This is a genomic window from Variovorax sp. J2L1-78 (assembly GCF_030317205.1).
GTDB lineage: Bacteria > Pseudomonadota > Gammaproteobacteria > Burkholderiales > Burkholderiaceae_C > Variovorax > Variovorax arabinosiphilus.
Genome location: NZ_JASZYB010000001.1, coordinates 2,671,870 through 2,690,063, shown reverse-complemented (window position 1 = coordinate 2,690,063; position 18,194 = coordinate 2,671,870). Strand labels below are relative to the sequence as shown.

Genomic DNA, 18,194 nt, shown 5'->3' with positions numbered 1-18,194 from the left:
CGGGGGACGTTATAGCAAGCGCGATCAGGCGTGATCAGACGGACATCGGCTGCGCACGCGCGGGCGGCTCCGCGCGCGGCACGGCCGCGAGCAGGGCCTGCGTGTACGGGTGCTGCGCATGCGCGAAGAGCTCCTGCGGGTCGCCGCGCTCGACCACCAGCCCGCGGTGCAGCACGCACACCGCGTCGCACAGGTGGTTCACCACCGCGAGGTCATGGCTGATGAGCAGGTAGCTGATGCCGAACTGCTGCTGCAGGTCCTGCATCAGGTTGAGCACCTGGGCCTGCACCGACACGTCGAGCGCACTGACCGGTTCGTCGGCCACGATCAGCTTGGGCCGGGTGATGAGCGCGCGGGCGATGGCGATGCGCTGGCGCTGGCCGCCCGAGAACTCGTGCGGGTACTTGTCGAGGTCGGTGCCGCGCAGGCCGACGGCGGCGAGCGATTCGGCGGCGCGCTCGCGCTGTTCGCGGCGGCTGGTTTCGGCCAGCGCCTCCAGCGGTTCGGCCACGATGCGCGCCACCTTCTGGCGCGGGTCGAGCGAGCCGTACGGGTCTTGAAAAACCATCTGCACGTCGCGCCGCGCCGCGCGCAGTTCGGCACGCGGCAGCTTGTGCAGGTCGCGGCCGAGCAGCTTCACGCTGCCCGAGGTCGGTGCGTCGAGCGCCATCACCAGCCGGGCGATGGTCGACTTGCCCGAGCCCGATTCGCCGACGATGCCCAGGCTGCGGCCGGCCTCGATGCGAAAGCTCACGCCGTTGAGCGCCTTGACCTGCGGCGGCGGTGCCAGCAGCTTCTCGCGCGGCAGCGTGTAGTGGCGGACCAGGTCGGCGACCTCGAGCAGCGGTGGGGTGGTCGTCATGCGCTGGCTCCTGCGGCGGCGGCCACGGCGTCGAGCCGGATGCAGCGCACCTGGTGGCCGTGCGGCAGCGGCGTGGCCGGGGGCCGCGTGGTGTGGCAGTCGTCGATGGTGAAGGCGCAGCGGCCGGCGAAGGGGCAACCCGGCGGCAGGTCGACCAGCTCGGGCACGCTGCCGCGGATGGTGGCGAGCCGGCCGCCGCGCCGCGCACCGAGCGCAGGCCGCGCGGCGAACAGGCCCTGTGTGTAGGGGTGCGCGCGTTCGGCGAAGACCGCACTGGTCGGGCCACTCTCGACCACGCTGCCGCCGTACATCACCAGCATCTTCGACACGCTCTGCGCGATCACACCCAGGTCGTGCGAGATCAGGATGAGCGCCATGCCGCGCTCGGCCACCAGGCCCTGGATCAGGTCGAGGATCTGCTTCTGGATCGTCACGTCGAGCGCCGTCGTCGGCTCGTCGGCGATCAGCAGGTCCGGGCCGCAGGCGAGCGCCATCGCGATGCCGATGCGCTGGCGCTGGCCGCCGGAGAACTGGTGCGGGTAGGCATCGAGCCGCGAGGCTGCATCGGGGATGCCGACGCGGTCGAGCAGCGCGAGCACTTCCTTGCGCGCGGCGGCGCCGGTCAGCCCGCGGTGCAGCCGCAGCGGCTCGCCGACCTGGCGCGCAATGGTGTGCACGGGATTCAGGGCGGTCATCGGCTCTTGGAAGATCATGCCGATGCGGTTGCCGCGGATGCCGCACATCGCGCGTTCGTCGAGCCCGACGAGTTCGGTGCCGTCGAAACGGATGCTGCCGCCGACCTTGGCGCTGGCCGGCAGCAGGCCCATGAGCGACATCACGGTGATCGACTTGCCGCAGCCTGATTCGCCGACGATGCCCATGGTCTCGCCGCGTTCGAGCGAAAAGCTGATGCCACGCACGGCGTCGGCCGGGCCGCGCTGGGTCTGCAGGCCGATGTGGAGGTCGTTGACTTCGAGCAGTGGCATGGTTCAGCGCCCGCCCGGCCGCCCGAAGGGCGCTGAGCGCCCCCTCGGGGGGCAGCGATACACGAAGTGATGAGCGTGGGGGTTCATGGGTCAGCGCGCCCTCGCCAAGCGGGGGTCGAGCAGGTCGCGAAGACCGTCGCCCAGGAGATTGAGGCCGAGCACCGACAACGCGATCGCCAGGCCGGGAAACACCGCCAGCAGCGGTGCCTGGAACATCATCGTCTGCGCCTCGCTCAGCATGCGACCCCACGAGGGCTGCGGCGGTTGCGTGCCGAGGCCGAGGTAGGAGAGGGCGGCCTCGGCCAGGATGGCGATGGCGAAGCGGATGGTGATCTGCACGATCAGCACCGCCGAAATGTTCGGCAGCACATGCTGCATCGTGATGGCGAAGCCACCCTTGCCGCAGGCGCGCGCGGCGGCGATGTACTCGCGCGACCAGATCGCGTTGGCCGAGGCGCGCGTGATGCGCGCGAAGGTCGGGATGTTGTAGATGCCGATCGCGACGATTGCATTGACGATGCCCGGGCCGAACACCGCCGTCATCATGATGGCCGAGAGGATCGCGGGGAAGGCCAGCGAGAAGTCGCTGAAACGCATGATCGCTTCTTCGACCCAGCCGCGTCGCGCCGCTGCGAGCAGGCCCAGCGCGGTGCCCACGGTGAGCCCGATGCCCACCGCGATCAGCCCGACCAGGATCGACGCCCGAGCCCCCACCAGCAGCAGCGACGCGACGTCGCGCCCGAAGGGGTCGGTGCCCAGCCAGTGCGAGCCGCTGGGCTTCTGCAGCTTGATCGCCATGTCCATCTCGTAGGGCGACCACGGCGTCCACACCAGCGACACCGTGGCGGCCAGCAGCAGCAGCAGTGTGAGCACCGCGCCGATGACAAAGCTGCGGTGGTGCAGCGCCCGGCGCCAGAAACCGGGCACCGTCAGGGCGGCGGCGCTGGGCACGGCCGTTGGGAGCGCGCTCATGGTAGCCGCCGCCGGGCCGCCCCAAGGCGGGCTGAGCCTCCCCCTCGGGGGGAAGAGTTACATGCCGCGAAGCGGCGTGAAAAGCCGGGGGGCCTCATATGTCGGACGCCTTGATGCGCGGGTCGATCACGGCATAGAGCACGTCGACCACGAAGTTCACGATGACCACCAGGGCCGCCAGCAGCATCACGCAGTTGCGCACCACCACCAGGTCGCGGTTGCTGATGGCCTGGAAGATCAGCCGGCCGAGGCCGGGCAGGTAGAACACGTTCTCGACCACGATGGTGCCGGCCAGCAGTTCGGCGAACTGCATGCCCATCACGGTGATCACCGGGATCATGGCGTTGCGCAGCACGTGGGTCCAGAGCACGGCGCGCTGCGACACGCCCTTGGCGCGGGCGGTGCGCACGAAGTCTTCGCGCATCACCTCGAGCACGGCCGAGCGCGTGATGCGCGCGAGGATCGCGGCCTGCACCACGGCGAGGGACAGCGCGGGCAGCAGCAGCGACTTGATGCCGGCCAATACGCCTTCGCCCCAGCCGTCGAAGCCACCGGCCGAGAACCACTGCAGTTGCACCGAGAACACCAGGATCAGCAGGATCGCGAACCAGAAGTTGGGGATGGCGATGCCCACCTGCGTGAGGCCCATCAGCCCGACGTCGCCCAGCTTGTTGTGGCGCGCCGCCGCCGTGACGCCCACCAGCAGCGCCAGCACCGCCGTCAAGGTCATGGCCATCAGGGCGAGCGGCACCGTGAGGGCCAGGCGTTCGAGGATGAGGTCGAGCACCGGCGAGCCGTAGGCGTAGCTGTCGCCGAGGTTGCCCGTGAGCAGGCCGCCGATCCAATGCCAGTAGCGCGTCCAGGCCGGCTGGTCGAGCCCGAGCTTGGTGGCGAGCGCGGCCACGGCGTCGGGCGACGCGTCAGGGCCGAGGAGCAGCTGCGCGGCGTTGCCGGGCAGGATCTCGAGAACGAGGAAGACGATGACCGAGGCACCGATCAGGGTGCCGATCAGCGTCGCGAAGCGCTTGAATAGAAACAGACTCATGGGGCGGGGCGCAGCATAACCCGACTGTCGCAGCAAGCACGCCAGCGGCGGATAATCGCGCCATGGCCCTCATGATCACCGACGAATGCATCAACTGCGATGTCTGCGAGCCGGAGTGCCCCAACGACGCGATCTACATGGGCGCCGAGATCTACGAGATCGACCCGCGCAAATGCACCGAATGCGTTGGCCACTTCGACGAGCCGCAGTGCGTGCAGATCTGCCCGGTCGCCTGCATTCCGGTCAGCCCGGACCATGTCGAGACGCGGGAGACGCTGTGGCAGAAGTTCGAGCGGCTGACCGCGGCCAAGAAGGCCGCCGAAGATGCGACCGGCAAGTCGTCGATCGGTGCCGCCTAGCTGCCGGCGTCGGTCTTCTCAGCCTTCTTTTTCTTCGACGCGCCCGGGCCGGCGGCGGTGAAGAAGTCCGGCTCCTTGCGTCCCTTCTTCTTTTTCGCCGCGGGATGCACCGGTTCGGCCGGCGAGGCGGCCTGCGTCGGTTTCGGAAGGTGGATGAGCGGAGAGGGCGCGGCCTTTTCCTGGCGCAGCCGATCGCGCTCCATCCGGTCGGCCGCGGCCTGGGTGCGCCGCGTGTTGCGCTCCGCCTCGCGTGCCTGGTCGGCGCTCGGCGCCGCGTCGAGCGCCACGGCCTTGCCGCCCGTGCAGGGCTGATCGGTGTAGGTGTTGCCGCAGCGCCAGGCGCCGGACGCCTCCTGCCCCTGGACGGTGCCGATCCACGTGCAGAGCGCCATGCAGACGATGGCGGTGCGTCGATGTCCTGTTCTTTTCATTCTTCGCTCCCTTTCGTTTCTTCCCGGTTGGCGCCGCCCTGGCTAAGGGGCGGCGGGCTCGCCGCCGCCCTCGCCCGGTTCCCGCCGAGGCGGTTTGGGGCGGGGCGGCTTGCTCGTGTGGATCTGCAGTGTGGCCTTCTCCATCTCGCCGGCCAGCAGCGCCGGCACGGCATGCAGCGTGCGGACGATCGCGTCGTCGATGGCCTCGCGCTGTTCCTTCAGCGGCTTCTTCAGCACCCAGTTCACCACCTCGGCCTTGACGCCGGGGTGGCCGATGCCGATGCGCAGCCGCCAGTAGTCGGCGGTGCCCAGTTGCGCGTGGATGTCGCGCAGGCCGTTGTGGCCGGCGTGGCTGCCGCCGAACTTGAGCTTGACCTGGCCGGGGACCACGTCGAGTTCGTCGTGCACCACCAGGATTTCCTGCGGCTCGATCTTGAAGAAGCGCGCCAGGGCGGACACCGACTTGCCCGACAGGTTCATGAAGGTCTGGGGTTCGAGCAGCCAGACCGGTTGGCCGTGGACGTTCGCGCGCGCGGCCAGGCCGTGGTAGCTGCGTTCCGGCGCCAGCGACACCTTGAGATCGCGTGCCAGCGCATCGATCCACCAGAAGCCCGCGTTGTGCCGCGTGGCTTCGTACTCCAGGCCCGGGTTCCCCAGGCCGACGAACAACTTGATCATGTCGGGATTATCGAGGCGTCGGAAATGAAAACGGCCCGCACGAGGCGGGCCGTTGGCCGGATGGCTGCGAGAAGTGAATTACTTCTTGGCGGCAGGCGTCTTGGCAGCCGGGGTCTTGGCGGCGGGCTTGCCGCCCTTGCCGGCCGGCGCGGCGGCAACGGCTTCAGCGCCTTCGGCCGGTGCGTCGACTTCTTCAACGGCCGGGGCGGTGGCCGAGGCCAGCACCACGTTCACCTTGCCGTGGCTGACCCACTTCACGCCGCGCGGCAGCTTGATGTCCTTGAGCGTGACGGTGCCGTTCTTCTTCAGGCCCGACAGATCGACCTCGATGAACTCGGGCAGTTCGGCCGGCAGGCAGTTCACTTCGAGTTCGGTGGTCACGTGGTTGACCAGGTTCAGCTCGATCTTGACGGCTTCGGACTCTTCTTCACCCTTGAAGTGCAGTGGCACCTTCATGGTCATGCGGGTCTTGGCGTCGACGCGCTGGAAGTCGATGTGCTGCACCAGCGGACGGAACGGGTGGTACTGCACGTCGCGCAGGAGCACCTTGCTCACGGTGCCGCCGAGTTCCATCTCGAGGACGGAGGCGTGGAACGCTTCCTTCTTGAGGGCGTGCCACAGGGCGTTGTGATCGATCTCGATCATTTGCGCGGCGGCCTCGCCACCGTACACGATACCGGGCGTCTTGCCCGTGATGCGGAGACGGCGGCTCGCACCCGTGCCCTGCTTGGCGCGCTCAAAAGCGACGAATTTCATAGTTAACTCCTTGGAGCGAAGGCGCAATGCCGTTTCGCTTCTTGAGCGCCGACCGCGACCAGTGCGGCGCCGGTTTCAAAATGGCCTCCCGTACGCCGTCAAGCGCTGGGAGACCGGCTTTTTGCTCAGAACAAGTTGTCTTGGTCCGAGAACAAACTCATCACCGACTCGCCCTTGGCAATGCGCTGGATCGTCTCGGCGATCAGCGGTGCCACGGAGAGCTGGCGAATCTTTCCGCAGCCCTTGGCGCTGTCGGAGAGGGGAATGGTGTTGGTGACGACGACTTCGTCGAGGGCCGAGCCCTGGGCGATGCGCTCGATGGCCGGCCCCGAGAAGATCGGGTGCGTGCAATAGGCGTAGACCTTCTTGGCGCCGCGTTCCTTCAGCACCTCGGCCGCTTTGACCAGCGTGCCGGCGGTGTCGATCATGTCGTCCATGATCACGCAGTTGCGGCCGTCGATTTCGCCGATGACGTTCATCACCTCGCTCACGTTCGCCTTCGGGCGACGCTTGTCGATGATGGCCAGGTCAGTGCCGAGCTGCTTGGCCAGCGCACGGGCACGAACCACGCCGCCGACGTCGGGCGACACCACGATCAGGTCTTCGTAGTTCTTGGTCCGCAGGTCGCCCAGCAGCACCGGCGACGCATAGATGTTGTCGACCGGGATGTCGAAGAAGCCCTGGATCTGGTCGGCGTGCAGGTCCATCGTCAGGACGCGCGACACGCCCACGGTCTGCAGCAGGTTCGCCACCACCTTGGCCGAGATCGGCACGCGGCTCGAGCGCGGGCGGCGGTCCTGGCGGGCGTAACCGTAGTAGGGGATGACGGCACTGATGCGCTCGGCCGATGCGCGCTTGAGCGCATCGACCATGATGAGCAGTTCCATCAGGTTTTCGTTGGTCGGTGCGCAGGTCGACTGCACCACGAACACGTCGCGGGCACGGACGTTCTGGTTGATCTCGACCGTGACCTCGCCGTCGGAGAAGCGGCCCACGCGCGCGGCACCGAGTTCGGTGCCGAGATGCTGTGCAATTTCCGCTGCCAAGCCCGGATTGGCATTGCCGGTGAAAACCATGAAGTCAGGGGATTGAGCCTGCATGCGTGCGTCCAGCAATGGGAAATGGCTCTTTAGGGAGCCGCCAGTGATCTCGTGGTGTGTGCAGCCTGTCGGCTGCAACGCTTGGGGTCGCGTGACCTGTTTTCAGGTCGGCAATCGGGTCGGTTTTCGCAAAAACGCACGGCCCCTTCGGGCCGCGCGTCGTGTATTTTGGCAGGGGAGAAAGGATTCGAACCTTTGCATGCTGGAATCAAAATCCAGTGCCTTAACCAGCTTGGCGACTCCCCTACACGGGTCGGAGGCTTGCGCCCTCAACCGATATATGTCGCATCGAACCGCCGAACGGTTCGATTATCTTCTCTCTAGGCGGCCCAACCGACGAGCGGATGGAAGGCCAGATTGCTGCACTGCCGGAGCTGCCATCCCTCTGGAGGTGCTGGCAACGCCGCTTCCTGCGGCATCGCTGCAAACACGGCACTTCCGGAGCCGGTCATTCGCGCTGTGAGCCCCTGGTGACCGAGCCATTCGATGGCGTCGGCGACGGCAGGGCAAAGCTGCTGTGCAACCGGCTGCAGGTCGTTGTGGCCGAAGTCGAAGACTTCAGTTCCGCGATATGCAGCAAAGCCTGTGATTATAGCAGCGGGTGTTGCGCGTTGTAGATGGGGTGAGGAAAAAATACGACGCGTGTCCAAACCCGGGGTCGGCTTGAGCACCGCGAAGCGCCCGGCGGGCAGTTCGATCGGCGTGATCTGCTCGCCGATGCCCTCGACCCAGGCGTTGTGCCCGCGCAGGAAGAACGGCACGTCGGCGCCGAGCGAGAGGCCGATGGTCTCCAGCGTCGCGAGCGGCAGGTCGAGCGACCACAAGCGATTGAGCGCCAGCAGGCAGGTGGCGGCGTCGGACGAGCCGCCACCCATGCCCGCCTGCGCCGGCACCTGCTTTGCCACGCCGATGTGCGCGCCCTGGCCGGGCCGGGCATGCGCCTGCAGCGCGCGGGCGGCGCGCAGCACCAGGTCGTCGGGCGGCAGCGCCACGGTGAGGTCTTCGCGGCTGAGCTGGCCGTCGCTGCGCAGTTCGACGTGGAGCGTGTCGCACCAGTCGATCAGCATGAAGACCGATTGCAGCAGGTGGTAGCCGTCCTCGCGCCGGCCGGTGATGTGCAGGAACAGGTTGAGCTTGGCCGGTGCGGGCAGGTCGTAGAGCGCCTTCATGAGCGCTCGAACACGATGCGCAGGTCGCTGCGCGGCAGGGGCGACTCGCGCACCGCCTGCAGCTTGCCGGTGGACCATTGCGTCAGGTCGGGTCGCCAGCCGGTGACGGTGTCGTCGCGTCCGCCGAGCCAGCTGAACAGGGCATCGACCGGGATCGCTGCGCCGGTGGCCGCTTGGATCAGTGCGTCGACCGAGCTGTAGCGCCGCGTTTCGCTCCCGTTCTTCAGCCAGGCCTCGCCGGGCGACCATTGCAGTTCGGCCAGCGTGCTGCCGATGGGCGTGGTCAGCGTCAGCGTGCCGCGCTCGGGCGTGCCGCGCAGGTCGAACAGGGCGGCGAAGGTCTGCACCGGTTCGCTGTCGACGCGCAGCGACAGGCGCCCGCTCCAGCTCTCGGGCGGCGTCGCGCCGGCACCGGGGCGAACCGGCGTGGCGCAGCCGGCCAGCAACAGCACGCCGCAGAAGGCGGCGGTGATCACCCGGCGGCGCGCCGTGGTCACAGCTTGACGCGCAGGCGCTTGAGCGTTTCCTGCAGCGTCTCGTTCTCGGCGTCAACGAGGGAGGCCTCGCGCCAGATTGCCATGGCACGGTCGCGGTCGCCGGCTGCCCAGAGAACCTCGCCCAGATGCGCGCCGATCTCGGCATCCGGCCGCCGCTGGTAGGCCGCCTCGAGAATCTTGACCGCCTCGGCCGTGTTGCCCAGGCGGAATTCGACCCAGCCGAGGCTGTCGGCGATGAACGGATCCTGCGGCGCCAGGTCGACCGCCTTGCGGATCAGCGTGCGGGCTTCCTCAAGCCGGATCTTGCGATCGGCGAAGGAGTAGCCCAGCGCGTTGTAGGCGTTCTGGCTGTCCGGCTTCAAGGCGATCTGCCGACGCAGCAGCCGCTCCATCTCGTCGAGCCGGTTGATCTTCTCGGCCATCATGGCCTGGTCGTAGATGAGGTCCGCGTCGTCCGGGTCGGCGGCGCTCGCCTTGGCGAGCAGGTCGTAGGCGACCTGGTATTGCTTCGCATCGCGCAGCAGCTGCACCTCGGCCTGGAACTTCTGCTTGGCATCGTCGGGCGTGCGCTCGGGCAGGGCGCGAATCAGTTCGCGTGCCTGTTGCATCTTGCCCTGACGCGCCAGCAGGCCTGCGCGCCGCATTTGCGCGACCTGCGCCTCGTCGGTGCTGTCGACGCGGTCCAGCCAGCGGCCGGCTTCGGCGAAATCCTTGCGGCGCTCGGCCAGCTGCGAGAGCAGCAGGTAGGCCTGCGTCAGCCCGCGGCGGCCTTCGTCGCCGGCAGGAAGGGCTTCGGCCAGCCCCAGATAGCGCTTGATCGACGCTTCGGCTTGCGCGTCCTGCCGGCCTTGGGCCTGCAGGCTGCCCAGCAGGATCCACGGTCCCGGCAACTCCGGCTTGTCGCGGGTCAGCGTGGAGAGCTCGGCCGTGGCTTCGGCGTAGCGGCGCGCTTCCATCAACTCGCGGGCGTAGCCGATGCGCAGTTCCGGCAGGGCCTGCGGGGTGGCGAGGTAGCGCTTGACCAGCGGCTCCGCGAGCGGTCGGTCGGGGTCCATCAGTTCGAGGGCGAGCAGCGGCGGCCCCTCGGACGAGGGGTCGGCCTGCTGACCCTGGATGGCGGCCTCGAGCGCGCCGGTGGGATCGCCGGCGCCCAGGCGCAGGCGACCGACCGTCGCCCAGGCGAAGCCGGCGGTGGCAGGGTTCTTGAGGTCGTCGACCAGCGCCTGCTCAACCACCGAGGCTGCCTGCTTCTTGTCGGCCGCGCGCCCATAGGTCCGTGCGATCACGGTCATCAGGAACGGCCGTTCGGGCAGCGGTGTCGCAGCGATCTCGGCGCGCAGCGGCTCGGCGGTTTGGTCGATGCGGTTGAGGGCGATCAGGATCTGCAGTTCGAAGCGGCGTGCTTCCCGCGAGTCGGGCAGGCTTTGCTTCCATGCACGTGCGGCCGCCAGCGCCGCCTCGCCCGAGCGCGACTGCAGCGCGATCTCGACCGCTCGCTGGAACAGTTCGGGGTCGCGCGCGCGCTGCGCCGCATCGAGCACCAGCGCATAGCCGGCGCCCGGATCGCCCGAGCGCGCCGTGATCTCGCCCACGAGCACTTCGTAGAACAGTTCGGCGCTGAGCGCGGAGGCCTTGGCTTCGGCCTCCACGGCCGCTTGACGGGCTGCCCGGCTGGCAGGGCGGGGCTGAACGACAGGCGCGGGACTGGTCGGCTCGGCGGCCGGCGGTATCGCGGGGGGGCTGGACTGGACGGTCGGCTGGGCTTGCGCGGCGATGGCGATCAGGGCAGCGGAGAGGGCCGCCGCAAGGCGGAGTCGGCGGGGCAGTGGGGTCATCGAACTCATATTAATCCAAGGCTTTCGGTGTGAGCGTCTGCGGGTCATCCAGTTCCCCGTCGGCGCTTTCATGGCACGCTCGCCCCATGCCAGAACTCCCCGAAGTCGAAGTCACACGTCGCGGTTTCGCCGACCGCATCGCCGGTGCCCGCATCGAAGCGGTCCGCATGGGCAAGCCCTTGCGCTGGGCGCTGGGGGTGGCGCCCGACAGCCTCATCGGCCGCACCGTGCGTGCGGTCCGTCGACGCGGCAAGTACCTGCTGGTCGATCTCGACGCGGGCCTGCTGCTGCTGCACCTGGGCATGTCCGGCAGCCTGCGCTTCGACGCGGTGCTGCCCTCGGCCGGCTCGCACGACCACTTCGATCTGGTGACCAGCCGCGGCACCCTGCGGCTGAACGACCCACGGCGCTTCGGGGCTGTCGTGCATGTCGAAGACGAAGGGTCGCCGCTCGCGATCAAGCTGCTGGGCGGCCTCGGCATGGAGCCGCTGGAGGACAGCTTCGAGGTCGAGGCGTTCCACGCCGGGCTGCGCAAGCGCCAGGCGGCGATCAAGCAGGTGCTGCTGGCCGGCGATATCGTGGTGGGCGTCGGCAACATCTACGCGTCCGAGGCGCTGTTCCTCGCGGGCATCCGGCCGACGCTCGCCGCATCGCGCATCAGCCGGCCGCGCGCGCTGCGGCTGCACACCGCGGTGCGCGAGATTCTGGCGCGGGCGGTGGAACGCGGGGGCAGCACCCTGCGAGATTTCTCCAACATCGATGGCCAGAGCGGCTACTTCCAGTTGGAGGCGACGGTCTACGGGCGGGCCGGGGAACCCTGCCGGGTGTGCGGCACACCCATCCGTCAGATTCGACAAGGACAACGTTCGACCTACTTTTGCCCGAACTGTCAAAAATTCTAAGCAAGCGTCGTCCTTGGATGACGGCGCGCCGACGGACCCGATGCTATATTTTGTAAGCTCCACTTACAGCTTCCTCTTTTGACCCCTTCCTTCAACCAGCAGTTCGACCAGCACGGTGCCTGGCGGCGCAGTTTCGCCAAGCGCCTGAAGTGGCTGTCCGGCTGGCTCGACGAGAACGAGCTGCTGGACCAGGCCGTGGCCGAGCGCCTGAAGGAGCTCGAGGCGCAGATGCGCACGAGCAAGGTGATGGTCGCCTTCGTGGCGGAGTTCTCCCGCGGCAAGTCGGAGCTGATCAACGCGATCTTCTTTGCCGGCTACGGTCGCCGCATCATGCCGGCGAGCGCGGGCCGCACCACGATGTGCCCGACCGAGCTGGGCTACGACGCCGAGCAGCCGCCCAGCCTGCGGCTGCTGCCGATCGAGACGCGGCTGGAACCCCATTCGCTCATGCACTGGCGCGACGAGCCGGCGCGCTGGACCGACGTGCCGGTCGATGTCGACAACGCCGAAAGCCTGTCGGCAGCGATGTCCAAGGTGGCCGAGGTACGCTGGGTGCCGCTTGCCGAAGCGCGTGCGCTCGGCTTCTGGAGCGACGATGCGCCGGACGACAACCCGCTGCCCGACGACCAGGGCCGGGTCGAGATTCCGCGCTGGCGCCACGCGGTGCTGAACATGCCGCATCCGCTGCTCGAGCAGGGACTGATCATCCTCGACACGCCCGGCCTCAATGCCATCGGCGCCGAGCCCGAACTCACGGTGAGCCTGATTCCGCAGGCGCATGCCGTGGTCTTCATCCTCGGCGCGGACACCGGCGTGACCCGCTCCGACCTGTCGATCTGGCGCGAGCACCTGATCACCGAAGGCCCGGCGAGCGAGACCCGCATCGTGGTGCTCAACAAGATCGACACGATGTGGGACACGCTCAGCACGCCGGCCCAGATCGATGCGCAGATCGAGCGCCAGCGCAGGGGCGCGGCCGAGTTGCTCGGCGTGCCGCTGCCGCAGGTGCTGCCGGTGTCGGCGCAGAAGGGCCTGCAGGCGAAGATCCGGCGCGACGACCCGCTGCTGCGTGCGAGCCGCCTGCCGGGGCTCGAGGCGGTGCTGGGCGAAGGCCTGCTCGGCAAGCGCGAAACCATGCTGCGGCTGGCGGTCGACGCCAGCATCGGTGCGCTGCGCGCCGAAGCCTCGCGGATCATCAACGTGCGCCAGCGCGACCTGTCGGAACAGGTGCTGGAGCTGCAGGGCCTGCGCGGCAAGAACGTCTCCGTGATCCGCCACATGCGCTCGCGCATCGAACAGGAGCAGAACGAGTTCGAGACCAGCAACGTGCGCATCCTGGCGGTCCGCTCGGTGCAGGGCAAGCTGCTGCGCGAGGTGTATGCGGTGCTCGGCAGCACGGCGCTCAAGGCCGACATGGCGCACCTGGCGGCCGCCTTGAAGCGGCCCGGCATCAAGCTGAGCGTGCGCAAGGTGTACGGCGAAACCTTCGATGCGCTGCGCAACAACCTGCGCGAGGTGCAGGCGACGACCGGCGAGATCCAGTCCATGTTGCACGCGACCTTCCGCCAGCTCAACGCCGAGCACGGCTTCACGCTGCAGGCGCCGGCCGAGCCCGACCTGAGCGGCTTCGAGGAGCAGCTCACGCAGATCGAGCAGAGCCACATCCACTACCTGGGTGTGGGCAACCTGCTGAAGCTGGCGCAGGCCGACTTCTGCGACAAGCTGGTGCGCGCGCTGTCGAGCCGGCTGCGTGTGGTCAACGAGGCGGCCATGACCGAGGTCGAGCGCTGGAGCAAGGGCGCCGGTGCCCAACTCGATGCCCAGCTCAAGGAGCGCCGCCGCAACTTCGGCCGTCGGCTGGAGTCGGTCGAGCGCATCCAGGGCGCGGCCGGCAACCTCGACGAGCGGCTGGCCGAGATCGCAGCGCAGGACAGCGGCCTGACCGAACTGCAGCAGCGGCTCGACGAGCTCACGTCGCTGCTGACCAGCAACGACGCGCCCGTTGCCGCGACGGCTGCCAGTGCGGCCTGAGGGCCGCGCGCCGGCGGTCGCCACGATCGCCGGACCCGACGACGGGTTCGCGGCACAGATCGTCGCCTGGCAGCTGACGCACGGCCGCAGCACACTGCCCTGGCAGAACACGCGCGACCCCTACCGCGTGTGGCTGTCGGAGGTGATGCTGCAGCAGACCCAGGTGAGCACCGTGCTGGGCTACTTCGCCCGATTTCTTGCCCGCTTTCCCGATGTCCGCGCGCTCGCCGAAGCCGGCGAAGACGAGGTCTTCGGCCTCTGGAGCGGCCTGGGGTACTACAGCCGCGCGCGCAACATGCACCGCTGCGCGCAGGACGTCGTGGCGCGCTTCGGCGGCGAGTTCCCGCAGACCGCGGCCGAACTCGTGACACTGCCCGGCATCGGGCGCTCCACCGCCGCGGCGATCGCGGCCTTCTGCTTCGGCGAGCGCGTGGCCATCCTCGACGGCAACGTCAAGCGCGTGCTCACGCGCGTGCTCGGCTTCGGCGGCGACCTGGCGTCGAGCGCGCAGGAGCGGGCGCTGTGGGACCGCGCCACCGCATTGTTGCCGCCGGACGGCCAGCGCGCCGACATCGCGCGCTACACCCAGGGTGTGATGGACCTGGGCGCGACGATCTGCCTGTCGCGCAAGCCCAGCTGCATGCTGTGCCCGGTCAGCGAGCGGTGTGTGGCACGGCGCGAAGGCGAGCCGGAGCGCTATCCGGTGAAGACGCGCAAGCTGCGCCGCAGCTCGCAGTCCCTCTGGATGCTCCAGGCCGACGACGGCCAGGGCCGGGTGTGGCTCGAGAAGCGGCCCGCGCGCGGCATCTGGGCCGGGCTCTATTGCCTGCCGGTCTTCGACAGCCGCGAGGCCTTGCTCGACACCTTGCAGGCCGCCGAGCGCACGACGGTGGTGGATGCGCCGGCATTCCTCCACGTGCTCACCCACAAGGACCTGCATCTGCATCCCGTGCAGGTGGCGGCCGACGGGCGGTCGCTCGGCGAGCAGGGCGGCTGGTTCGTGCCCGATGACTGGTCGGCGCTCGGCCTGCCCGCGCCGGTGCGCAAGCTGCTGCTCGCCGCCCCAGGCGCTTAGCTCCCGTCCAGCTCCCGGTGCCGTTTGAGGGCGGCCCAGCGCGCGCCGAAGCCGCGTGCGAGCTGCTCCACGAGGAACACCGACCGGTGCTGGCCGCCGGTGCAGCCGATGGCCACGGTGACATAGCTGCGGTGGTCCTGCGCCAGCGCGTCGAGCCAGCGCGCGAGGAACTGCTCGATGTCGCCGTACATGCGCGCCACATCCTCGTGCTCGCGCAGCCAGTCGATCACCGGCTGGTCGCGCCCGGTCAGCGGGCGCAGCGTAGGCACGTAGTGCGGGTTGGGCAGCATGCGCACGTCGAAGACATAGTCGGCATCGAGCGGCACGCCGCGCTTGAAGGCGAAGGACTCGAAGACCAGCGTCAGCGCGCTCTGCGGCGCCGAGATCAGCGCCTTCACGTAGCTCTGCAACTGGGCCGGGCGGATGATGCTGGTGTCGATCACGTCGGCGCCGTCGCGCAGGTCGGCCAGCAGTTCGCGTTCGAGGTCGATCGACTGGATCAGCACGCGTTGCTGCTCCGGCGCATCGGTGCGGGCCTCGCCGCGCGACAACGGGTGGCGACGGCGCGTTTCCGAGTAGCGGCGCACCAGCGCGTCGGTGGTCGAGTCGAGGAAGAGCGAACGCAGTGCCACGCCTTCGCGCCGCAGCGCTTCGAGCTGCTGCGGCACGATCGGCAGCGACACGCCGCTGCGCACGTCCATCGCGATGGCGACGTGCGTCGCACCCTGCTCGCGCTGCAGGGCGATGAAGGGCATGAGCAGTTCGGGCGGGAGGTTGTCGACGCAGTAGTAGCCCGCGTCTTCGAGCGCATGCAGCGCGACCGACTTGCCCGAGCCGGACATGCCGGTGATCAGCACGAGCGCGAGCCCGTCGGCCGCCGTGGCCGCTGCAGCCGTGGCTGGTGGCCCATCGCTCATTCGGCCCCCACGCGCTGTCCGCCGAGCATCTCGCGCGCATGCGCCAGCGAGGTGGCCGACGGGCGCTCGCCGCCGAGCATGCGGGCGATCTCGCGGGCGCGTGCGTCGCCGTCGAGCGCGGACACGCCGCTCTCGGTGCGCGGCGCCGCGCCGCCGTCCGCTGCGGTCTGTCGCTTGGCCACCAGCAGGTGATGGTCGGCACAGGCTGCGACCTGCGGCAGATGGGTGACGGCCAGCACCTGGCGGTCACGTCCCAATTGCTGCATCAGACGGCCGACCGTCTCGGCCACCGCACCGCCGACGCCGGCGTCCACCTCGTCGAAGATCAGCGTCTGCGCCGTACCGAGTTCGCTCGTGGTGACCGCGATGGCCAGCGCAACGCGCGAGAGCTCGCCACCTGAGGCCACCTTGCCGATGGGGCGGGGCGTGCTGCCCGGATGGCCGCTGACCAGAAAAGCCACTTCTTCCAGGCCGGCGCGGCCGGGCTGCGGCAAGGCCTGCAACGCCACGTCGAAGCGGCCGCCCTGCATGCCGAGTCCCTGCATCGCCTGCGTGACCGACTGCGACAGCTTGGGCGCTGCCTGCTTGCGCAGCTTGCCCACGGCCTTCGCCTCCTTCAGGTAGGCCTGTTGCGCGGCCTGCTCACTGCGTTCGAGCGCGTCGAGATCGCTCTGCGCATCGAGCGCCTGCAGCTCGGCCTGCCAGCCGGCGAACAGTGCGGGCAGTTCGTCGGGGCTGCGCTTGTAGCGCCGCGCGAGCGACATCCACAGCCCCATGCGCTCGTCGAGTTCGGCCAGGTGTTGCGGGTCGGCGTCGGCATGGCGCAGGTAGCCGTGCAGCGAGTGGGCGGCGTCGGCCGCCTGCGCGATGCTGGAGGCAAGCACCTCGGCCAGCGTCTTGAATTCGGGTTCGATGTGCTCGCAGCCCTGCAGCAGGCCGAGCGCCCGGTTGAGGCCGACGAGCCCGCCCTGGTCATCGTCCTCGAGCGCCGCGCGGGCGCCTTCGGCGGCGTCGATCAAGGCCTGTGCGTTCGACACGCGCGTGTGGTTTGTCGACAGCTCGTCCCACTCGTTCTCTCCAGGCGCCAGCTTGGCGACTTCGGCGATCTGCCACTGCAGGCGCTCGCGTTCGCGCTGGAGCGAGTCCTGCGCGGCGCGGGCGCCGTCGAGTGCGGCCTGCGCCTGGCGCCAGGCATGCCAGGCGCTGTCGAGCGCATCGGTGCGCACGCCGGCGTAGGCGTCGAGCAGGCCGCGCACCGCGTCGGGCCGCGTCAGGCTCTGCCAGGCGTGCTGGCCGTGGATGTCGAGCAGGTGGTCGCCGAGTTCGCGCAACTGGGTGGCGGTGGCCGGGCTGCCGTTGATCCAGCCGCGGCTGCGGCCCTGCAGGTCGACCGTGCGTCGCAGCAGCATCGAATCACCGGCTTCGAAGCCGCCTTCGTCGAGCCAGGTGGCAAGCGCCGGGTCGGCATCGAACTCGGCGCTCACGTCGAGCCGCTCCGCGCCTTCGCGGACTGCACCCGCGTCGGCGCGGTTGCCCAGGGCGAGCTGCAAGGCGTCGATGAGGATCGACTTGCCGGCGCCGGTCTCGCCGGTCAGCACGGTGAAGCCCGTGGACAGGTCGATGTCGAGCGCGCGCACGATCACGAAGTCGCGCAGCGCGATGCGTCGCAGCGCCATCAGGAACCTCCCTCGTTCCAGTGCAGTTTCTTGCGCAAGGTGTCGAAGTAGCTCCAGCCGCGGGGGTGCAGGAAGCGCACGCGGTAGTCGGAACGACGCACCACCACGCGGTCGCCGATCTCGACCGATGCCAGCGACTGCATGTCGAAGTTCGCGCTGGCGTCACGGCCGGACACGAGTTCGATCGTGATCTCGTCCGCATCCGGCAGGAGGATGGGGCGGTTCGACAGGGTGTGCGGCGCGATCGGCACCAGCACCCAGCCTGGGATGGACGGGTGCATCAGCGGGCCGCCGGCCGACAGCGAATAAGCGGTCGAGCCCGTGGGCGAGGCGATGATCAGGCCGTCCGCGCGCTGGTTGGCCACGAAGTGGTTGCCGACCGACACGCGCAGCTCGACCATCCCGGAGGTCGCACCGCGGTTGACGACCACATCGTTCATCGCGAGCGCATCGAACACGCAGGCGCTTTCGCGCATCACCTGCGCGTGCAGCAGGCTGCGGTGGTCCTCTTCGTATTCGCCTGCGAGCATCGGCACCAGCGTGGCCTGGTAGTTGTCGAGCGGGATGTCGGTGATGAAGCCGAGCCGGCCTCGGTTGATGCCGATCAGCGGCACGCCGTACGGTGCGAGCTGCCGCCCGATGCCGAGCATGGTGCCGTCACCGCCGACCACCAGCCCCAGATCGCAACGCTCGCCGATCTCTTCGACCGTCAGCGCGGTGTAGCGGCTGCTGTGCAATTCGTCCGCCGTGAAGCGTTCGACCGAGACTTCGCAGCCCTGCGATTCGAGAAACGCACCGATCTCCGCCATGATGTCGTCGTCCGGTGCGCCGGACGACGCCCGTCGGCCGGACGCCTGGTACTTGCCAATGAGGGCGACATGCCGGAAGCGCGAGGTCATCTAC

Annotated in this window: 18 protein-coding genes and 1 tRNA gene; 4 read left to right on the top strand and 15 right to left on the bottom strand. The window is 69.0% G+C overall.

The features are described from left to right. Positions 1 to 34: 34 nt before the first annotated feature. From QTH86_RS12825 to QTH86_RS12810, 4 genes are all read right to left on the bottom strand, one after another. The gene (locus tag QTH86_RS12825; RefSeq protein WP_286644313.1) at positions 35 to 862 is read right to left on the bottom strand and encodes an ATP-binding cassette domain-containing protein; all 828 of its coding nucleotides are present in this window, start codon (positions 860 to 862) and stop codon (positions 35 to 37) included. Beyond that, positions 859 to 1,848 carry an ABC transporter ATP-binding protein gene (locus QTH86_RS12820; protein ID WP_286644314.1) on the bottom strand — a complete coding sequence of 330 codons (990 nt, stop codon included), beginning with the start codon at positions 1,846 to 1,848 and terminating at the stop codon, positions 859 to 861. The genes QTH86_RS12825 and QTH86_RS12820 overlap by 4 nt, the downstream gene beginning before the upstream one ends. 90 nt (positions 1,849 to 1,938) lie before the next feature. Further along, positions 1,939 to 2,820, bottom strand: coding sequence for an ABC transporter permease (locus QTH86_RS12815; RefSeq protein ID WP_286644315.1), 882 nt, complete (start codon positions 2,818 to 2,820; stop codon positions 1,939 to 1,941). A gap of 94 nt (positions 2,821 to 2,914) precedes the next feature. Next, on the bottom strand, positions 2,915 to 3,865 hold the full coding sequence (locus QTH86_RS12810; RefSeq protein WP_286644316.1) for an ABC transporter permease: 951 nt from the start codon (positions 3,863 to 3,865) through the stop codon (positions 2,915 to 2,917). 62 nt (positions 3,866 to 3,927) lie between these two features. Here QTH86_RS12810 and QTH86_RS12805 point away from each other — a divergent pair, with 62 nt between their 5' ends. Beyond that, a complete protein-coding gene (locus tag QTH86_RS12805; protein ID WP_286644317.1) occupies positions 3,928 to 4,224 on the top strand; it encodes a YfhL family 4Fe-4S dicluster ferredoxin in 297 nt (98 codons plus the stop codon). Here the strand turns inward: QTH86_RS12805 and QTH86_RS12800 are convergent. The 8 genes from QTH86_RS12800 to QTH86_RS12765 all read right to left on the bottom strand — a co-directional run bounded on the left by QTH86_RS12800 (position 4,221) and on the right by QTH86_RS12765 (position 10,690). Next, positions 4,221 to 4,655 (bottom strand): hypothetical protein, encoded by a 435-nt coding sequence (locus QTH86_RS12800; protein WP_286644318.1) that lies wholly within the window; start codon positions 4,653 to 4,655, stop codon positions 4,221 to 4,223. The genes QTH86_RS12805 and QTH86_RS12800 overlap by 4 nt on opposite strands. A 42-nt stretch (positions 4,656 to 4,697) precedes the next feature. Further along, positions 4,698 to 5,333 carry an aminoacyl-tRNA hydrolase gene (gene pth, locus QTH86_RS12795; protein ID WP_286644319.1) on the bottom strand — a complete coding sequence of 212 codons (636 nt, stop codon included), beginning with the start codon at positions 5,331 to 5,333 and terminating at the stop codon, positions 4,698 to 4,700. A 78-nt stretch (positions 5,334 to 5,411) separates the two neighbouring features. Then, positions 5,412 to 6,089: a 50S ribosomal protein L25/general stress protein Ctc gene (locus tag QTH86_RS12790; protein WP_286644320.1), complete on the bottom strand. Its 678-nt coding sequence runs from the start codon at positions 6,087 to 6,089 to the stop codon at positions 5,412 to 5,414. Between the two features lie 125 nt (positions 6,090 to 6,214). Next, the gene (locus QTH86_RS12785; protein ID WP_286644321.1) at positions 6,215 to 7,189 is read right to left on the bottom strand and encodes a ribose-phosphate pyrophosphokinase; all 975 of its coding nucleotides are present in this window, start codon (positions 7,187 to 7,189) and stop codon (positions 6,215 to 6,217) included. Positions 7,190 to 7,358: 169 nt separating this feature from the next. Further along, a tRNA-Gln gene (locus QTH86_RS12780) sits at positions 7,359 to 7,435 on the bottom strand. A 74-nt stretch (positions 7,436 to 7,509) separates the two neighbouring features. After that, the gene (gene ispE, locus QTH86_RS12775) at positions 7,510 to 8,358 is read right to left on the bottom strand and encodes a 4-(cytidine 5'-diphospho)-2-C-methyl-D-erythritol kinase (RefSeq protein WP_286644322.1); all 849 of its coding nucleotides are present in this window, start codon (positions 8,356 to 8,358) and stop codon (positions 7,510 to 7,512) included. Further along, the gene (locus QTH86_RS12770; protein WP_286644323.1) at positions 8,355 to 8,855 is read right to left on the bottom strand and encodes a lipoprotein insertase outer membrane protein LolB; all 501 of its coding nucleotides are present in this window, start codon (positions 8,853 to 8,855) and stop codon (positions 8,355 to 8,357) included. Before QTH86_RS12770 ends, ispE begins: the two co-directional genes overlap by 4 nt. Continuing rightward, positions 8,852 to 10,690, bottom strand: coding sequence for a tetratricopeptide repeat protein (locus QTH86_RS12765; RefSeq protein WP_286644324.1), 1,839 nt, complete (start codon positions 10,688 to 10,690; stop codon positions 8,852 to 8,854). The genes QTH86_RS12770 and QTH86_RS12765 overlap by 4 nt, the downstream gene beginning before the upstream one ends. Positions 10,691 to 10,776: 86 nt before the next feature. Between QTH86_RS12765 and mutM the strand changes: the two genes are divergently transcribed. The 3 genes from mutM to mutY all read left to right on the top strand — a co-directional run bounded on the left by mutM (position 10,777) and on the right by mutY (position 14,698). Next, on the top strand, positions 10,777 to 11,592 hold the full coding sequence (mutM, locus tag QTH86_RS12760; protein ID WP_286644325.1) for a bifunctional DNA-formamidopyrimidine glycosylase/DNA-(apurinic or apyrimidinic site) lyase: 816 nt from the start codon (positions 10,777 to 10,779) through the stop codon (positions 11,590 to 11,592). Positions 11,593 to 11,670: 78 nt separating this feature from the next. Continuing rightward, the gene (locus QTH86_RS12755) at positions 11,671 to 13,623 is read left to right on the top strand and encodes a dynamin family protein (protein ID WP_286644326.1); all 1,953 of its coding nucleotides are present in this window, start codon (positions 11,671 to 11,673) and stop codon (positions 13,621 to 13,623) included. Between the two features lie 25 nt (positions 13,624 to 13,648). Next, positions 13,649 to 14,698, top strand: a complete 1,050-nt coding sequence (gene mutY / locus QTH86_RS12750; RefSeq protein ID WP_286646707.1) for an A/G-specific adenine glycosylase — start codon at positions 13,649 to 13,651, stop codon at positions 14,696 to 14,698. Here mutY and rapZ read toward each other — a convergent pair. From rapZ to QTH86_RS12735, 3 genes are read right to left on the bottom strand one after another with little or no spacing between them, the layout of a single operon-like run. Beyond that, positions 14,695 to 15,615 carry an RNase adapter RapZ gene (gene rapZ, locus QTH86_RS12745; protein WP_286644327.1) on the bottom strand — a complete coding sequence of 307 codons (921 nt, stop codon included), beginning with the start codon at positions 15,613 to 15,615 and terminating at the stop codon, positions 14,695 to 14,697. The genes mutY and rapZ overlap by 4 nt on opposite strands. Beyond that, complete coding sequence (gene recN, locus QTH86_RS12740) at positions 15,612 to 17,291, bottom strand: DNA repair protein RecN (protein ID WP_286644328.1); 1,680 nt, start codon at positions 17,289 to 17,291, stop codon at positions 15,612 to 15,614. The genes rapZ and recN overlap by 4 nt, the downstream gene beginning before the upstream one ends. Beyond that, complete coding sequence (locus QTH86_RS12735; RefSeq protein ID WP_286644329.1) at positions 17,291 to 18,190, bottom strand: NAD kinase; 900 nt, start codon at positions 18,188 to 18,190, stop codon at positions 17,291 to 17,293. Before QTH86_RS12735 ends, recN begins: the two co-directional genes overlap by 1 nt. Between the last annotated feature and the right edge of the window lie 4 nt (positions 18,191 to 18,194).